The 14,974-nt window shown below is 66.2% G+C and carries 14 protein-coding genes, 1 tRNA gene and 1 pseudogene; 8 read left to right on the forward strand and 8 right to left on the reverse strand.

What is annotated here, in order from left to right:
- Together VL973_RS12115 and VL973_RS12120 are read right to left on the reverse strand one after the other, a co-directional pair.
- A pseudogene (locus tag VL973_RS12115) lies at positions 1-220 on the reverse strand (hypothetical protein); the annotation flags it as partial.
- Positions 217-924, reverse strand: coding sequence for a CoA transferase subunit A (locus VL973_RS12120; protein ID WP_325284282.1), 708 nt, complete (start codon positions 922-924; stop codon positions 217-219). The pseudogene VL973_RS12115 and the gene VL973_RS12120, both read right to left, overlap by 4 nt.
- Before the next feature lie 151 nt (positions 925-1,075).
- Between VL973_RS12120 and VL973_RS12125 the strand changes: the two genes are divergently transcribed.
- A complete protein-coding gene (locus VL973_RS12125) occupies positions 1,076-2,728 on the forward strand; it encodes a thiamine pyrophosphate-binding protein (RefSeq protein WP_325284283.1) in 1,653 nt (550 codons plus the stop codon).
- Positions 2,729-2,785: 57 nt separating this feature from the next.
- Here VL973_RS12125 and VL973_RS12130 read toward each other — a convergent pair whose 3' ends face one another.
- Positions 2,786-2,956 carry a CsbD family protein gene (locus VL973_RS12130; protein ID WP_325284284.1) on the reverse strand — a complete coding sequence of 57 codons (171 nt, stop codon included), beginning with the start codon at positions 2,954-2,956 and terminating at the stop codon, positions 2,786-2,788.
- 80 nt (positions 2,957-3,036) lie between these two features.
- Complete coding sequence (gene thiS / locus VL973_RS12135) at positions 3,037-4,041, reverse strand: sulfur carrier protein ThiS (RefSeq protein ID WP_325284285.1); 1,005 nt, start codon at positions 4,039-4,041, stop codon at positions 3,037-3,039.
- Between the two features lie 117 nt (positions 4,042-4,158).
- Between thiS and aroQ the strand changes: the two genes are divergently transcribed.
- The 3 genes from aroQ to accC are packed head-to-tail and all read left to right on the forward strand — an operon-like array spanning position 4,159 to position 6,472.
- Positions 4,159-4,596: a type II 3-dehydroquinate dehydratase gene (gene aroQ / locus VL973_RS12140; protein WP_325284286.1), complete on the forward strand. Its 438-nt coding sequence runs from the start codon at positions 4,159-4,161 to the stop codon at positions 4,594-4,596.
- A 33-nt stretch (positions 4,597-4,629) separates the two neighbouring features.
- Positions 4,630-5,121, forward strand: coding sequence for an acetyl-CoA carboxylase biotin carboxyl carrier protein (gene accB / locus VL973_RS12145; RefSeq protein ID WP_325284287.1), 492 nt, complete (start codon positions 4,630-4,632; stop codon positions 5,119-5,121).
- A 1-nt stretch (position 5,122) separates the two neighbouring features.
- Complete coding sequence (accC, locus tag VL973_RS12150) at positions 5,123-6,472, forward strand: acetyl-CoA carboxylase biotin carboxylase subunit (protein ID WP_325284288.1); 1,350 nt, start codon at positions 5,123-5,125, stop codon at positions 6,470-6,472.
- A 55-nt stretch (positions 6,473-6,527) separates the two neighbouring features.
- Here accC and VL973_RS12155 read toward each other — a convergent pair whose 3' ends face one another.
- Entirely contained in the window at positions 6,528-7,034 is a 507-nt protein-coding gene (locus tag VL973_RS12155; protein ID WP_325284289.1) for a hypothetical protein, read from the reverse strand.
- Between the two features lie 84 nt (positions 7,035-7,118).
- On the opposite strand from VL973_RS12155, the gene VL973_RS12160 reads away from it, so the two are divergent.
- Positions 7,119-7,195, forward strand: a tRNA-Arg gene (locus VL973_RS12160).
- Positions 7,196-7,362: 167 nt separating this feature from the next.
- Complete coding sequence (locus VL973_RS12165) at positions 7,363-9,534, forward strand: TonB-dependent receptor (RefSeq protein WP_325284290.1); 2,172 nt, start codon at positions 7,363-7,365, stop codon at positions 9,532-9,534.
- A 43-nt stretch (positions 9,535-9,577) separates the two neighbouring features.
- Here VL973_RS12165 and galE read toward each other — a convergent pair whose 3' ends face one another.
- Complete coding sequence (gene galE, locus VL973_RS12170; RefSeq protein ID WP_325284291.1) at positions 9,578-10,573, reverse strand: UDP-glucose 4-epimerase GalE; 996 nt, start codon at positions 10,571-10,573, stop codon at positions 9,578-9,580.
- A 98-nt stretch (positions 10,574-10,671) separates the two neighbouring features.
- Between galE and msrA the strand changes: the two genes are divergently transcribed.
- Positions 10,672-11,220, forward strand: a complete 549-nt coding sequence (gene msrA, locus VL973_RS12175) for a peptide-methionine (S)-S-oxide reductase MsrA (RefSeq protein ID WP_325284292.1) — start codon at positions 10,672-10,674, stop codon at positions 11,218-11,220.
- A 73-nt stretch (positions 11,221-11,293) separates the two neighbouring features.
- On the forward strand, positions 11,294-11,563 hold the full coding sequence (locus tag VL973_RS12180) for a hypothetical protein (protein WP_325284293.1): 270 nt from the start codon (positions 11,294-11,296) through the stop codon (positions 11,561-11,563).
- 45 nt (positions 11,564-11,608) lie between these two features.
- On the opposite strand, the gene pgi is transcribed toward VL973_RS12180, so the two are convergent.
- Both pgi and VL973_RS12190 read right to left on the reverse strand, forming a co-directional pair.
- Positions 11,609-13,096 carry a glucose-6-phosphate isomerase gene (pgi, locus tag VL973_RS12185; RefSeq protein ID WP_325284294.1) on the reverse strand — a complete coding sequence of 496 codons (1,488 nt, stop codon included), beginning with the start codon at positions 13,094-13,096 and terminating at the stop codon, positions 11,609-11,611.
- A gap of 87 nt (positions 13,097-13,183) precedes the next feature.
- Positions 13,184-14,974 (reverse strand): ATP-binding protein (locus VL973_RS12190; RefSeq protein WP_325284295.1); only part of this gene is annotated, 1,791 nt, incomplete at its 5' end.

Consider the following 14,974-nt stretch of genomic DNA (forward strand, 5'->3'; position numbering starts at 1 on the left):
GCACCGCGCTGTCCACGGGGCCGCCGGCATGGGCGACAGCGTAAGCGGCCATGGCGGCATGGGCCTGCGACGACAGCACTGCGGCCTCCCCCGATCCCAGCAGCCAGCGATATTGCCGCCCCGGCTGATCGGGCGCGGCGCCCGCCGTTTCGACCGGCGGCGTCGCCGCACAGGCCGACAGCGCCAGCGCCGCCACCCCCGCGACAAGCCGCATGGTCATGCCGACGCGCGCTCCCGCACGGTGCGGAACTCGATCTTCTTGTCATATGGCGCGCCGACGATCATCCGCTTCACATAGATGCCCGGCAGGTGGACATGATCGGGGTCGAGGCTGCCGACCGGCACCACCTCCTCCACCTCGGCAACGCACATGTGGCTGGCGGTCGCCATCGGCTGGTTGAAATTGCGCGCGGTCTTTCGAAAGATCAGGTTGCCCATCTCGTCCGCTTTCCAGCCCTTGATGATCGACAGGTCGGCGACGATGCCGCGTTCGAGGATATATTCCTCCCCGTCAAAGACCTTGACCTCCTTGCCCTCGGCCACCGTCGTGCCGACGCCGGTCTTGGTGTAGAAGCCCGGAATCCCCGCCCCGCCCGCGCGACACCGTTCGGCCAGCGTCCCTTGCGGACAGAACTCGACCTCCAGCTCCCCGGCCAGGAACTGGCGCTCGAACTCCTTATTCTCGCCCACATAGGACGAGATCATCTTCCTGACCTGTCGCGTGCGGAGCAGCTTGCCCAGCCCCTCCCCATCGATACCCGCATTGTTGCTGGCGATGGTCAGGTCCTTGACGCCCGAATCGCGGATCGCGTCGATCAGCCGTTCGGGAATGCCCGACAGGCCGAATCCGCCCGCACAGATGGTCATGCCGTCGTGCAGCAGGCCGTCGAGCGCGGCGGCGGCATCAGGGTATAGCTTCTGCATGGGTGTGGCGGCCTCTCGCTGGTCGTGTTGCCGCGCTGACTACAAAGCCGGGGCGGTGCGTGCAATCGCGCAGATTGCAGCGCCACGCCGGGATGGATCGTCGCATGGCCGCCCGCTACAACGCGGCAGACACGGGATTGGAGAGCGCCTGATGACCCTTCGCAACGGCGGCCGCGTGCTGGTCGACAATCTGGTGGCGCAGGGGTGCGACCGGCTGTTTCAGGTGCCGGGCGAAAGTTTCCTCGCGGTGCTCGACGCGCTGGTGGACGAAGCGCGCATCGATGTGGTGACGTGCCGTCAGGAAGGCGGCGTGACCTTCATGGCCTCCGCCGACGGCAAGATGACCGGCCGCCCCGGCATCGCATTCGTCACGCGCGGACCGGGCGCCACAAACGCCGCGATCGGCGTGCATGTCGCCATGCAGGACTCGCTGCCGATGATCCTGTTCATCGGCGATATCGACCGGGGCACGCGCCACCGGGAGGCATTTCAGGAGATTGATTTCGAGGCGATGTTCGCCCCCGTCGCCAAATGGGCGGCGCGGATCAACGATGCCGCGCGCATTCCCGAATATGTCGCCCGCGCCTATGCCACCGCGATGAACGGTCGCCCCGGTCCCGTCGTGCTGGCGCTGCCGGAGGACATGCTGATGGATCGGGTGGCGGTCGCCGACCGCCCGCGCGTCGAAAAGCTGCGCCAGGCCCCCGATCCGGCAGCGATGGAACGGCTGATCGAACTGCTGCGCGGGGCACAGCACCCGGTCGCGATCGTCGGCGGCGCGGGTTGGTGCGACGGCACCGCCACCGCCTTTGCCAGCGCGGCGACGCGCATCGGCCTGCCGGTGGCGGCGGCGTTCCGGCAGCAGGATTCGCTGCCCAACGACATGCCCGTTTACGCGGGCAACCTGGGTTACGGTCCCTGCCCGCTGCTGCCTGCCCGAGTGCGGGAGGCGGATCTGCTGCTGCTGGTCGGCACGCGCATGGGGGAAGCATCGACCGACGGCTATACGCTGGTGACGCCCGACCATCCGGGGCAGACGGTGGTGCATGTCCATCCCGATCCTGAGGAATTGGGCCGCGTCTATCGCACCGACCTGTCGATCTGCGCCGACATGCGAAGTTTCGCGCGTGCGCTGGATGCCATCGCCAACCTGCCGCGCTTCGACAGCGGCGCGGCGGCCCATGTCGAATGGCTCGACTGGTCCGACCCGCGCCCGCGCGAGGGGGTGGCGATGGACCTTGGCCCCTGTGTCGCGACGATGCGTGAGCAGATGCCAGCCGACACCATCATCTGCAACGGCGCGGGCAATTTTTCAGCGTGGTGGCACCGTTACTGGCGCTATTCCGGGCCGTGCAGCCAATTGGCGCCGACTTGCGGCGCGATGGGTTACGGCACCCCCGCCGCCGTCGCCGCCGCGCTGCGGCATCCGGGACGAAATGTCGTGGCGATTGCCGGTGACGGCGATTTCCTGATGAACGGGCAGGAACTGGCGACCGCCGTTCAACACGGCGCCGACATGCTGGTGCTGGTCATCGACAATGGCGGCTATGGCACGATCCGAATGCATCAGGAACGCGCGTTTCCCGGTCGGGTATCGGCAACGACGCTCGGCAATCCCGACTTTGCGGCACTGGCGCGTGCTTATGGCGCTTGGGCGGATACGGTCGACACGACCGAAGCCTTCGCGCCCGCACTGGACCGGGCAATAGCGCGCAGCGGCGTGCGCCTGCTGCATATTCGCACCGACATCTCGGTCATCAATCCGGGCACGACGATCGACGCAATTCGCGCCAGCCACGGCTGATGCAAAAAGAAAGGGGCCGTGCGGTACACGACCCCTTTCTGTCAGATGCGGTAACGATCAGATGTCGTCGCCAAGCGCACCCTTGACCTTGCCCGCCGTCTGCTGGGCCTTGCCCTTCGCTTCCTGGGCCTGGCCTTCGGCCTTGGTTTCGGGATTGTCCGAACCTTGCTTCATCTTGCCGACGGCCTCATTGACATTGCCTTTGATCTTGTCGACCAGCTCGCCCATATTTTCCTCCATTTGATCTGTTCACAGCGACATTGTCGCCGTTCCCAATATCAACGGGCGGAAATCTGTAAGGTTCCAATCTAAATCAATCCGGCCAGCGGGCTGGAGGGGTCGGCATAGCGCCGCTTGGCCATGCGACCGGCCAGATAGCTCATGCGCCCGGCCGCGATCGCGCCCTTCATTGCGCGGGCCATCAGCACCGGGTCCTTCGCTTCCGCAATGGCGGTGTTCATCAGCACGCCGTCGCAGCCCAGCTCCATCGCGCGCGCCGCATCCGATGCCTGACCGACGCCCGCATCGACCAGCACGGGCACGCCCGCGCCCTCGACGATCAGGCGGATCGTCACTTCGTTCTGGATGCCCAGCCCCGACCCGATCGGCGCGCCCAGCGGCATGATTGCCACCGCACCGGCTTCCTCAAGCTGTTTGGCGGCAATGGGGTCGTCGGTGCAATAAACCATCGGCTTGAACCCCTCGCGCACCAGCACTTCGGTCGCGCGCAGCGTTTCGCGCATATTGGGATACAGCGTGCGCGCCTCCCCCAGCACCTCCAGCTTGACCAGATCCCAGCCGCCCGCTTCGCGCGCCAGCCTGAGCGTGCGGATCGCGCTGTCAGCGTCGAAACAGCCGGCGGTGTTGGGCAGATAGGTGACCTTTTTCGGGTCGATATAGTCGGTCAGCATCGGCGCGTTCGGATCGCTGACGTTGACGCGGCGCACGGCGACCGTGACGATCTCGGCCCCCGACGCCTCGACGGCGGCGGCATTCTGCGCGAAATCCCTGTATTTGCCGGTGCCGACGATCAGGCGCGATCGGAAGGTCCGGCCCGCCACGGTCCAGCTATCGTGCTCGCCATCCGCGGCATGGTCGCCGCCGCCGACGAAATGCACGATCTCCAGCTCGTCGCCATCCTCGACCCCGACATTGGCCAGGGTCGAGCGCGGCACGACTTCCAGATTGCGCTCCACCGCGACCTTTTCGGGCACCAGGCCCATCTCGCTCGCCAGTTCGGCGATCGTCAGGCCCGCCTTCACCCGGCGGTGCTCGCCATTCACGCGGATCGTTATGGTGCCGTCGCTGTGCATCGCCGTCCTTCGATGTCGTTATGGGGCGCGAACGAGTCTCGACTTGGCGTGACCCGAACGGGTAAGGTGAACGCGATCTAGGCGCGCACCTGCGCCCCCGCAACCGAAAGCAGCCTTGTGGCCGATACCGTCTATGTCCTGAACGGGCCGAACCTGAACCTGCTGGGCACGCGTGAGCCGGAGATTTACGGCGCCGACACGCTGGACGATATCGCCGGGATGCTGGAGGATCGCGCCCGCGAACTGGACCTTGAGGTCGAGGTTCGCCAGTCGAACCACGAGGGGCATCTGGTCGACTGGCTGCATGAAGCGCAGGCAGAGGGCGCGCGCGCCGTGCTGCTGAACGCCGCGGCGTTCACCCACACATCGGTCGCGCTGCTCGACGCGATCAAGGCGATCGGCGTGCCGGTGATCGAGGTTCATCTGTCGAACCCGCACCGGCGAGAGGAGTTTCGTCACAAAAGCTATGTCGGCATGGCCGCACATGGCACCGTCGCGGGCTTCGGCGCGCAATCCTATCTGCTCGCGCTTGAAGCCGCCGCCCGGCTGCCCTAAAGCGCCGCCTTTTTCACGGGAACGACAGGTCGCATGGTCGAGAAAACCGAAGATGAGCGCAACATGCGCGTCGACATCGAACTGGTCCGCCAGTTGGCGAGCGTGCTGGATGACACGCGCCTGACCGAAATCGAGGTCGAGGATGGCGAGCGCCGGGTGCGTGTCGCGCGCGAAGTCACCGTCGCGCCGATGATGCACGCCGCCCCGGCTTACGCGCCGCAACCCGCCCACCCGACCGCGCTGGCGGCGCCCGCTGCTGCGGAAACCGGCGCGTCGGCCCCCACCGCGCCCGCCAATGCGGTGAAGTCGCCGATGGTCGGCACTGCCTATCTGGCGGCCGAGCCGGGCGCCAAGCCGTTCGTGTCGGTCGGGCAACAGGTCGCAGCCGGCGACACGCTGCTGATTATCGAGGCGATGAAGGTCATGAACCCGATCATCGCGCCGGCCGCCGGCACCGTTTCATCGGTGCTGGTCGAAAACGGCCAGCCTGTCGAATTCGACCAGCCGCTGGTGGTCGTGCAGTAACATGCGAAAGATCGAGAAGCTTCTGATCGCCAATCGCGGCGAGATTGCCCTTCGCATCCACCGCGCGTGCCATGAAATGGGCATCAGGACGGTGGCGGTGCATTCGACCGCCGATGCCGATGCGATGCATGTGCGTCTTGCCGACGAGGCGATCTGCATCGGCCCGCCGCCCGCGGGCGAAAGCTATCTCAACATCCCCAACATCATTTCCGCCGCCGAAATCTCCGGCGCGGATGCCATCCATCCGGGCTATGGCTTCCTGAGCGAAAACGCCAAGTTCGCCGAGATCGTCGAGCTGCACAACATCCTGTTCGTCGGGCCGAAGCCCGAACATATCCGGGTGATGGGCGACAAGGTGGAGGCAAAGCGCACCGCGGGCGCGCTGGGCCTGCCGCTGGTGCCCGGTTCGGACGGCGCGGTCAGCGACATCGCCGACGCCCGCGAAATCGCCGCGCGCATCGGCTACCCGGTCATTATCAAGGCAGCGTCAGGCGGCGGCGGGCGCGGCATGAAGGTGTGCAACGCCGAGGATCAGCTTGAGACGCTGATGAGCCAGGCGGGCAGCGAGGCCAAGGCCGCGTTCGGCGACGCCACCGTCTATATCGAGAAATATCTGGGCAACCCGCGCCATATCGAGTTCCAGGTGTTCGGCGACGGCAATGGCAACGCGATCCATCTGGGCGAGCGCGACTGCTCGCTGCAGCGCCGCCACCAGAAGGTGCTGGAGGAAGCCCCCTCACCCGTATTGGGCGCCGCCGACCGCGAACGCATGGGCGCGGTGTGCGCCAAGGCGATGGCCGATATGGGCTATCGCGGCGCGGGCACGATCGAGTTCCTGTGGGAAAATGGCGAGTTCTACTTCATCGAGATGAACACCCGGCTCCAGGTCGAACACCCGGTGACGGAAATGATTACCGGCGTCGACCTGGTGCGCGAACAGATCCGGGTGGCGGAGGGGCATGGCCTGTCGGTGACGCAGGACGAACTGACCTTTACCGGCCACGCGATCGAATGCCGCATCAATGCCGAGGACGCACGCACATTTGCCCCGTCGCCCGGCACCGTCAGTTATTTCCATGCCCCCGGCGGGATGCATGTGCGCGTCGATAGCGGCCTGTATGCCGGGTATCGCATCCCGCCTTATTATGATTCGATGATCGCCAAGCTGATCGTCTATGGCCGCACGCGCGAAGGGTGCCTGATGCGCCTGCGCCGCGCGCTGGAGGAGTTCGTGGTCGAGGGGGTCAAGACGACGATCCCGCTGCACCAGGCACTGCTGGACGAACCCGAGTTCCAGGAAGGGCAATATACGATCAAATGGCTGGAGGAATGGCTGGCCCGCGAAGGGTGAGCCACGATCGCCGCCGGACGACAAGGGCGTTCGCTCCACGGAGCGGACGCCTTTTTCACGCCGCGCGCATCATGCCCTCGATCCGGGCGATGCGTGCGATTTCGGCTTCGTTCTGCGCGCGCGCGGCCGCCAGCAGCGCCTCCAGCGCGGGATAGGGCGGATTGCCCGTCGCCGCCCGGTCGATCGCCAGACGCTCGATATCGGCCAGCGCACCCGCCGTGCCCCCGCGCAGCGTGTCGAGATCGGCGAGCGCCACCTGTGCGGCGATCCACGCCTCGCTGCCGGGCGCGGCATCGTCCGTACGCGACGCCAGTTGCTCGGCCTGATCGGCGGCAGCGGCAAAGGCGGTGCGCGCCGCGTCCAGCGTCGCGGTCAGTCGCGCCACGTCGCGATCCAGCGCCGGATCGGCAGCGACGGGATCGGGTTCGGCCGGCTCCGGCGTCTCGAACCCGCGCTTCTCGATCGCGCGCGGCAACAGGGATGGGTAGCCGGCATTATCGGCCAGGGTCGCACAGCCGGCCATGCCAAGCAGCGGGATCAGGGGAAGGAGCGCGCGCATCATCGGCCAATGCCTATGCGCGCAATTTTTTCCATGCAACGGGGTTGCACGATCCGGAAACCCCGTTTAGAGGCCCCCTCCTACCGCGCGCCCGTAGCTCAGCTGGATAGAGCATCAGACTACGAATCTGAGGGTCGGACGTTCGAATCGTTCCGGGCGCGCCAACTTCCCACATCGTTTCAGACCGATCCGGCCGCCAGGGAATGGGGGCACAGCGCAAGCGCCGCAAGGCGTGGTGAGACGATAACGTGCAACTGCAAAAAGTATCTTGTGACTTTATAACGTCCCGCTAAGGAAGGGCTATCTCCCTTGTTTTACGGAAACGTGCCCGATGTTGCTCCGTCCCTTGCTGTTTGCCTCTACCCTGCTGGCCGGCGTGCCCGCCATCGCGTCGGAAACGCCGCCGCCCGCGCCGCCCGCCGCCGAACCCGCGCCGCAGCAGTTCGACCATCGTGACGGCCGCGCCGAGATCGTCGTGACGGCACCGTTCGAGCGGACCCAGGCCGACATCCTGTCGGGAACCTCGATTCTGACAGGTCAGGCGCTGACGCGCGAACTGCGCCCCACGATCGGCGAAACGCTGGCGCGCCAGCCCGGCGTCAGCGCGACCTCTTTCGGTCCCAATTCGTCGCGGCCGGTGCTGCGCGGCTTTCAGGGCGACCGTATCCGCGTGCTGACCGACGGCATCGGCTCGATCGACGCATCGACCACCTCGGTCGATCACGCGCCGGTCATCAACCCGCTGACCGCCGACCGGATCGAGGTGCTGCGCGGGCCGTCGGCACTGTTGTTCGGATCGTCGGCGATCGGCGGCGTGGTCAACGTGATCGACAACCGCATCCCGCGCGAGATTCCCGAAGAAGCAGTGCATGTCGACGTGATCGGCACCTATGGCTCGGCAGCCGACGAACGCTCGGTCGCGGGCGAGCTGGATGTGCCGATCGCGGGCATGATCGTCGCGCATGTCGACGGCAGCTATCTGCGAACCGACGACCTGCGGACCGGCGGCTATCTGCTCAGCCCCGGACTGCGCGCCATCGCCGCCGCCAGTGACGAGGAAGAAGTGCGCGAGAACGCCACCCTGCGGGGCCGCCTGCCCAATTCGGCGTCCGAAACATGGGAAGTCGCCGGTGGCCTGTCGCTGGTGACAGATCGCGGTCATCTGGGCTTTTCGGTCAGTCGCTACGAAAGCACCTACGGCGTGCCGGGGCGTATCGAATACGCCCATGAAGAAGGCGACGACCATGACCATGACCATGAGGAAGGTCATGACGAGCATGGCGAGGAAGAAGGCCATGAGGGCCACAGCCATGAGAATGTCCGCCTGAACCTGAAGCAGACGCGCTTCGACGTCCGCGGCGAGGTGGAAACCGATGGCGGTTTCCTCGACCGTATCCGGCTGCGCCTTGCCGCCGCCGATTACCGCCACGACGAGATCGAGGAATCGGGCGAGATCGGCACCAGCTTCTTCAACCAGGGGTATGAAGGCCGGCTGGAACTGGTGCAGGCCAATCAGGGCGGCTGGCGCGGCGCCAGCGGCGTGCAGATGTTCATCCGCGACTTCGACGTGATGGGCGAGGAAAAGTTCGTGCCGCGCAACACCACCGAACAGATCGGCCTGTTCACGCTCCAGAGCGTCGACCTTGGCGCGTTGCGGGTCGAGGGCGGCGCGCGGTATGAGCGCACCAGCCTGACCGCACAGGCCGATGCCGACCTGAACGTCGCGCGTGCCGAGCGCGATTTCGATGCGTTCTCCGCCTCGCTCGGCGCCAGTTACCAGCTGGCCGACAATCTGCGCCTCGGCCTGAACGGATCGCGCACCGAGCGCGCGCCGTCGGCGGAGGAGCTGTTCGCTGCCGGACCCCATGCGGGCACGCAATCCTACGAAATCGGCAACCCCGGTTTCGACAAGGAAAAGAGCTGGGGACTGGAAGCGACGCTGCGCGGCTCCGCGCCGGGCGTCAGCTTTGCGCTGGCGGCGTTCTACAACTGGTTCGACGATTATATCTACCAGACCCCGACCGGAGAGGAGATCGACGAACTGCCGGTGTTCCAATATGCCCAGGCCGATGCCCGCGTCTGGGGTTTTGAAGCCGAAGCGCGCGCCAATGTAGCGACCATTGGCGGTTATACGCTGAGCGTCGACGGGCTGGCCGATTATGTCCGCACGACGATCACCAGCGTCGGTCCCGCGCCGCGCATCCCGCCGCTTCGAATGCTGGGCGGTATCGGCGCCGATGGCGAGCAATTGTCGGGCCGGGTCGAGGTCGAGCATGTGTTCGATCAGGACCGCGTGGCCGCGTTCGAACTGCCGACCGACAGCTATACGATGGTCAACGCGTCAGTCGCGTTCCGGCCGTTCGGCCCCGGCAACGCGACCAGCCTGACGGTGTCGGCCAACAACATCTTCGACGTCGAGGCGCGCCGCCACGCCAGCTTCCTCAAGGATTTCGCGCCGCTGGCCGGCCGCGACATCCGCGCGACGCTGCGCTTCCAGATCTGATGCATCGGCCCGCCGCGTCCCAACGGGCGCGGCGGGCGACGGTTCAGCCGCGCTCGCCCAGATGGCGTTCCCATGCCAGTGCGTCGCGGACGATGCCGTCGAGATCGTCATGGCGGGGTCGCCATGGCAGCGCCGACAAGATCGCGCCGTTGTCGGCGACCAGTGCATCGGGATCGCCCGCGCGGCGCCCTTCCATCCGGCGCTCGATCGTCATGTTGGTCACGCGATCGACCGCGTTCAGCACTTCAAGCACCGAAAAGCCGCGGCCATAGCCGACGTTGAACGTGTGGCTGGCTGTCGCGTCGGCAATCAGCAGATCGAGCGCGTCGACATGCGCGGCGGCGAGATCGCTGACATGGATATAATCGCGAACGCCGGTGCCGTCAGCCGTGGCGAAATCGGTGCCGAACACCGACACATGGCCACGCTTGCCCGTTGCCGCCTCCACCGCGACCTTGATGAGGTGCGTGGCACCCGCCGTCGACTGGCCGCTTCGCCCCTGCGGGTCAGCGCCCGCGACATTGAAATAACGAAGCGCCGCATAGTTGAACGGATGCGCTGCCGCGACATCGGCCAGCATCGCCTCGGTCATCAGCTTGGACATGCCATAGGGATTGATCGGCGATTTGGGCGCATCTTCCCGCACCGGCACCTTGTCGGGAATGCCATAGGTCGCGGCGGTCGAGCTGAAGATGAAATGCCCGACGCCTTCGGCCACCGCGCTTTCGATCAGGCTGCGCGAGGCGGCGGTGTTGTTGCGATAATATTTGAGCGGGTTGGTCACCGACTCGGGCACCACCACCGAACCGGCGAAATGCATGATCGCCGTTACGCCATGGTCGCGAATCGCCCCCCGCACGCTTGGCTCGTCCGACACGTCGCCGACCACCAAAGTGGCGCGCGGATCGACTGCCCAGTCGAAGCCCGTCACCAGATTGTCGAGCACCACCACGCGCCAGCCCGCATCGAGCAGGGCCAGCACCGCATGGCTGCCGATATAACCGGCGCCGCCCGTCACCATCACGCAACCGTCACGCATGTCCTGCCTCCCTGCCCGTTTCGGCGCTCGCGCTAGCACCCCCATTGGGTTCGCGCCACGCCGAACCTATCTGGGGTGCCAATCAGGAGATGAATGAAATGCGTGAGGAAGTGGCGACGCTGGCCGGTGGCTGTTTCTGGTGCACCGAAGCGGTGTTCAAGGACGTGATCGGCGTGACCGGCGTGGAAAGCGTCTATATCGGCGGCAGCGTTGAGAACCCCACCTATAAGCAGGTCTGTGGCGGCGACACCGGCCATGCGGAGGCGATTCGCGTTACCTTTGATGCCAATGCGATCGGCTATGGCGATCTGCTCGATATCTTCTTTGCCACGCATGATCCGACGACGTTGAACCGCCAGGGCAACGACGTGGGCACCCAGTATCGCTCCGCCATTTTCCCGCATTCCAGCGAGCAGGAAGCCGAGGCAAAGGCCGCGATTGCGCGCAATGCGTCCGAATGGCCGAACCCGATCGTGACTACCATCGAACATGCCGATCGCTGGTATCTCGCGGAGGATTATCATCAGGATTATTGGGACGGCGAAGGACAGCGCAATCCCTATTGCCTGGCGGTCATCCCGCCCAAGCTGAGGAAGCTCCGCAAGAGCTTTGCCGAGCGATCAAAGGCTGTGTCGACAGAGGCGTGAATGGAACCCCGGCGGCGGGTGAGCGGTTGAGCGCGGATCGGGACCGTTGCGGTCCAGAAACGGAGTTCAAAGAATGAAGCGCTTTATCGCCCCTGCCCTGCTGGTCCTTGCCGCCGCTCCCCTCGCCGCCTGCGGCGGTGATGGCGACGATGCGCTGGCCGAACGCGCCGAGGAACAGGGCGAAGCACAGGCCGAAGCCGCGCTTGCCAACGGGTCCAACGAAATGGTCGCCGACCAGATCGAGGAGAATGCCGAGGACCGCGCCGACGCGATCGACGATTCCGACGTCGATGTCGACGACCTGAGCGAAGCGCAGCAGAACGCGCTGGTCAACGGCAACTGATAAATCGGCCCGCCCCGTCATTTGACGCGGGCGGGCCGATTTCGATCAACCCAGCGCGCGTTCGATCAACGCCGCGGTCGAGGTGTCGAGATCCTGGTCGCCCGCATCGGCGGCCCTCGCCATTTCCTTGCCCAGCTCGACACCGAACTGGTCGAATGCGTTGATGCCCAGCATCGCCGCATTCACGAACGTCCGATGCTCGTAGAACGCGATCAGCGCGCCCAGCGTGCGCGGGTCCAGCGTATCCAGCAGCAGCGTCGACGACGGCCGGTCGCCGGGATAGGCGCGCGCGGCATCATCATGCCCCCGCCCCGTCATCAGCGCCGCCCCCTGGGCAAAGGCATTGAGCAGCAACTGGCGATGATGCTGTTCGTCCAGCGCATCCCCCGCCTCGATCACCGCCAGGAACTCGACCGGCACGACATGCGTGCCCTGATGCAGCAACTGGAACACCGCGTGCTGCGCGTCGGTGCCCGCCCCGCCCCAGGTGATCGGGGCCGAGGGACGGTCGAGCGGCTGACCATCGGCCGTCACGCCCTTGCCGTTCGATTCCATCTCAAGCTGTTGCAGATAGTCGGGAAGCAACCGCAGCCGCTCGTCATAGGCAAAGACCGCGCGTGTCGAAAGGCGGCGGACCTGTGCGTAATAAAGGTCGGCGAAGGCGGCGAGGACAGGCGCGTTCTTCGTCGGTTCGGTGAAGCGGAAATGGCGGTCCATTTCGGCCGCACCCTCCAGCAGTTCCTCGAACGCGTCATAGCCGAGCGCCATGGCGGCGGGAAAGCCGATCGACGACCATAGCGAATAACGCCCGCCAACACTTTCGCTGAACGGCAGGATGCGGGTTTCGTCCACGCCCCATTCCACCGCCTTTTGCGGGCTGGCGGTCAGCGCGATCACGCGGCCATACGGGTCCTCGACCCCGGCCTCGGTCATCCATGCCAGCGCGCTTTCGGCGTTCAGCATGGTTTCGGTGGTGGTGAAGGTCTTGGACGCGACCGCGATGATCGTGGCGTGCGGGTCGAACTGTTCCAGCGCGGTTTCCAGCGCGATGCCATCGACGTTCGACACGATCGCCACGTCATAACGCACGCCGTCATGGCCCAGCGCGTCGACCAGCAGGTCGGGACCCAGCGCCGATCCGCCGATGCCGATGTGCAGCACATGCTGGATCGGTCCCAGCGCCTCCGCCTCGATCGCGTCGATCAGCGCGCGCATCCGGGCGTGCTGGGCACGGGCCAGGTCGACGCTTTCCGCCGCGCCCTCGCCGCGCTGCGCGGTATGTTCGACCGCGCGCCCTTCGGTCACATTGACAATTTCGCCCGCGAACAACGCGTCGCGCTTCGCCGCCAGCCCGGCTTCACCGGCCAGCGTTTCGAACATCGCAATCAACTCAGGGGTCAGGTGCGTCTTGGACCAGTCGAAATGGATGCCCGACACGTCCAGCGTCAGCGACGACAGGCGGTCGGCATCGGCTTCAAACAATTGGGTCAGCGTGGCGCGCGGGGCAGCTTCGATCTTTGACCAGTCGGGCATGGCAATCAGTCTCCGGCAAGCGGGTTTCGCCACCGGCCCTAGCGCGGGTGGCGACCGGACTGAACCCCCGATCGCCGCCCGGTGCGCTTATTCGAACTCCAGGATCGCCGCATCGACGCTCAGGCTGTCGCCGGGGGCGAAATTGACCTTGGCGACGGTGGCGGGGCGTTCGGCGCGCAGTATGTTTTCCATCTTCATCGCCTCCACCACGGCCAGGGGCTGCCCCGCCTCCACCTTTTCGCCCGCGCTGACCTCAAGCCGGGTGAGCAGCCCCGGCATGGGGCACAGCAGGAACTTCGAGGTATCGGGCGGCAGCTTCTCGATCATGTGCCGCGCCAGCGGCGCGGCATGGGCGGGCAGCACGCGCACGACATGCGCCGCCCCGCGCGCGGTCAGTCGCCAGCCCGCGCGGATCGGCTGGACCTGAACCGACAGCGCCTCGCCATCCACAAGCGCCTCGACCAACCGGGCGCCGGGGCGGAAATCATGGGTGAGCGCCACGCGCTCGATATCGATCGTGGCGGCATCGTCCGCAACCTCGACGGCGAAGTCCTCGCCGCCCAGCGTCACATGCCAGCCGGTCGGCGCGTCGAGCGGCGTGCCCAACTGCCCCTCGATCCGCCGCGCGCGGGCGGCCATGACGGTCGACAGCGTGCCCGCCAGCGCCGCCAGCCGCCGCTTCAGGTCCGCATCGGCGGCTGCGCCGGTGAAGCCGTCGGGATATTCCTCCGCGATGAAGCCCGTGGTCAGCTTGCCCGACAGGAAGCGGGGATGCTGCATCAGCGCCGACAGGAAATCGACATTGTTGCCCACGCCCTCCACCACGAAGCGGTCCAGCGCCGCAACCTGAAGCGCGGCGGCTTCGTTGCGGGTGGGCGCCCATGTCACTAGCTTGGCGATCATCGGGTCATAGAACATGCTGACTTCGCCGCCTTCGGTCACGCCGTCATCGACCCGGACGTAACCGGAATCGGGCGCCGTGCCATAAGGCGTCTCGGTCGCCGCGGGTGGCGCGTAGCGCACCAGCCGGCCCGTCGACGGCAGGAAACCGCGATAGGGGTCTTCGGCATAGACGCGGTTTTCGATCGCCCAGCCGTTCAGCTTTACATCGTCCTGCGCGAAGGCCAGCGCCTCCCCCGCCGCCACGCGGATCATCTGTTCGACCAGATCGAGACCCGTCACCGCCTCCGTCACCGGATGCTCGACCTGGAGCCGGGTGTTCATCTCAAGGAAGTAGAAGCCTTCGCCGGTCGTGTCGGCACCCGACACGATCAACTCGACCGTGCCCGCGCTGTAATAACCCACGGCCCGCGCCAGCCCGACCGCCTGCTCACCCATCTTGCGGCGCATGTCGGGCGTGACGAAGGGCGACGGCGCTTCCTCAACCACCTTTTGATGGCGGCGCTGGATCGAGCATTCGCGCTCGCCCAGATAGACGATGTTACCGTGCTGGTCGCCCAGCACCTGAATCTCGATGTGGCGCGGGCTTTCGATGAACTTTTCGATGAACACCCGGTCGTCGCCGAAACTGGCCAGCCCCTCGCGCCGTGTCGCCTCGAACCCCTCGCGCACATCCTGTTCGGACCAGGCAAGGCGCATCCCCTTGCCGCCGCCGCCGGCGGATGCCTTCATCATCACCGGATAGCCGATCTCGCCCGCGATGCGGACGGCATGTCCGGTATCCTCGATCACGCCGACGAAGCCGGGCACGACGTTGACGCCGGCTTCCTTGGCCAGCTTCTTCGATTCGATCTTGTCGCCCATCGCCGCGATCGCGCCCGGCGGCGGCCCGACGAACGCGATCCCTGCGTCGGCACAGGCCTTGGCGAAGCTCTCGCGTTCGGACAGGAAGCCATAGCCGGGGTGGATGCAGTCGGC

It is taken from the genome of Sphingomonas sp. (assembly GCF_035490575.1).
GTDB lineage: Bacteria > Pseudomonadota > Alphaproteobacteria > Sphingomonadales > Sphingomonadaceae > Sphingomonas.

Coding starts and splice junctions, on each gene's coding strand:
- VL973_RS12120 (WP_325284282.1), bottom strand. CDS start 924: ATGCAGAAGCTATACCCTGATGCCGCCGCCGCGCTCGACGGCCTGCTG.
- VL973_RS12125 (WP_325284283.1), top strand. CDS start 1,076: ATGACCCTTCGCAACGGCGGCCGCGTGCTGGTCGACAATCTGGTGGCG.
- VL973_RS12130 (WP_325284284.1), bottom strand. CDS start 2,956: ATGGGCGAGCTGGTCGACAAGATCAAAGGCAATGTCAATGAGGCCGTC.
- thiS (WP_325284285.1), bottom strand. CDS start 4,041: ATGCACAGCGACGGCACCATAACGATCCGCGTGAATGGCGAGCACCGC.
- accB (WP_325284287.1), top strand. CDS start 4,630: ATGGTCGAGAAAACCGAAGATGAGCGCAACATGCGCGTCGACATCGAA.
- accC (WP_325284288.1), top strand. CDS start 5,123: ATGCGAAAGATCGAGAAGCTTCTGATCGCCAATCGCGGCGAGATTGCC.
- VL973_RS12155 (WP_325284289.1), bottom strand. CDS start 7,034: ATGATGCGCGCGCTCCTTCCCCTGATCCCGCTGCTTGGCATGGCCGGC.
- VL973_RS12165 (WP_325284290.1), top strand. CDS start 7,363: ATGTTGCTCCGTCCCTTGCTGTTTGCCTCTACCCTGCTGGCCGGCGTG.
- galE (WP_325284291.1), bottom strand. CDS start 10,573: ATGCGTGACGGTTGCGTGATGGTGACGGGCGGCGCCGGTTATATCGGC.
- msrA (WP_325284292.1), top strand. CDS start 10,672: ATGCGTGAGGAAGTGGCGACGCTGGCCGGTGGCTGTTTCTGGTGCACC.
- VL973_RS12180 (WP_325284293.1), top strand. CDS start 11,294: ATGAAGCGCTTTATCGCCCCTGCCCTGCTGGTCCTTGCCGCCGCTCCC.
- pgi (WP_325284294.1), bottom strand. CDS start 13,096: ATGCCCGACTGGTCAAAGATCGAAGCTGCCCCGCGCGCCACGCTGACC.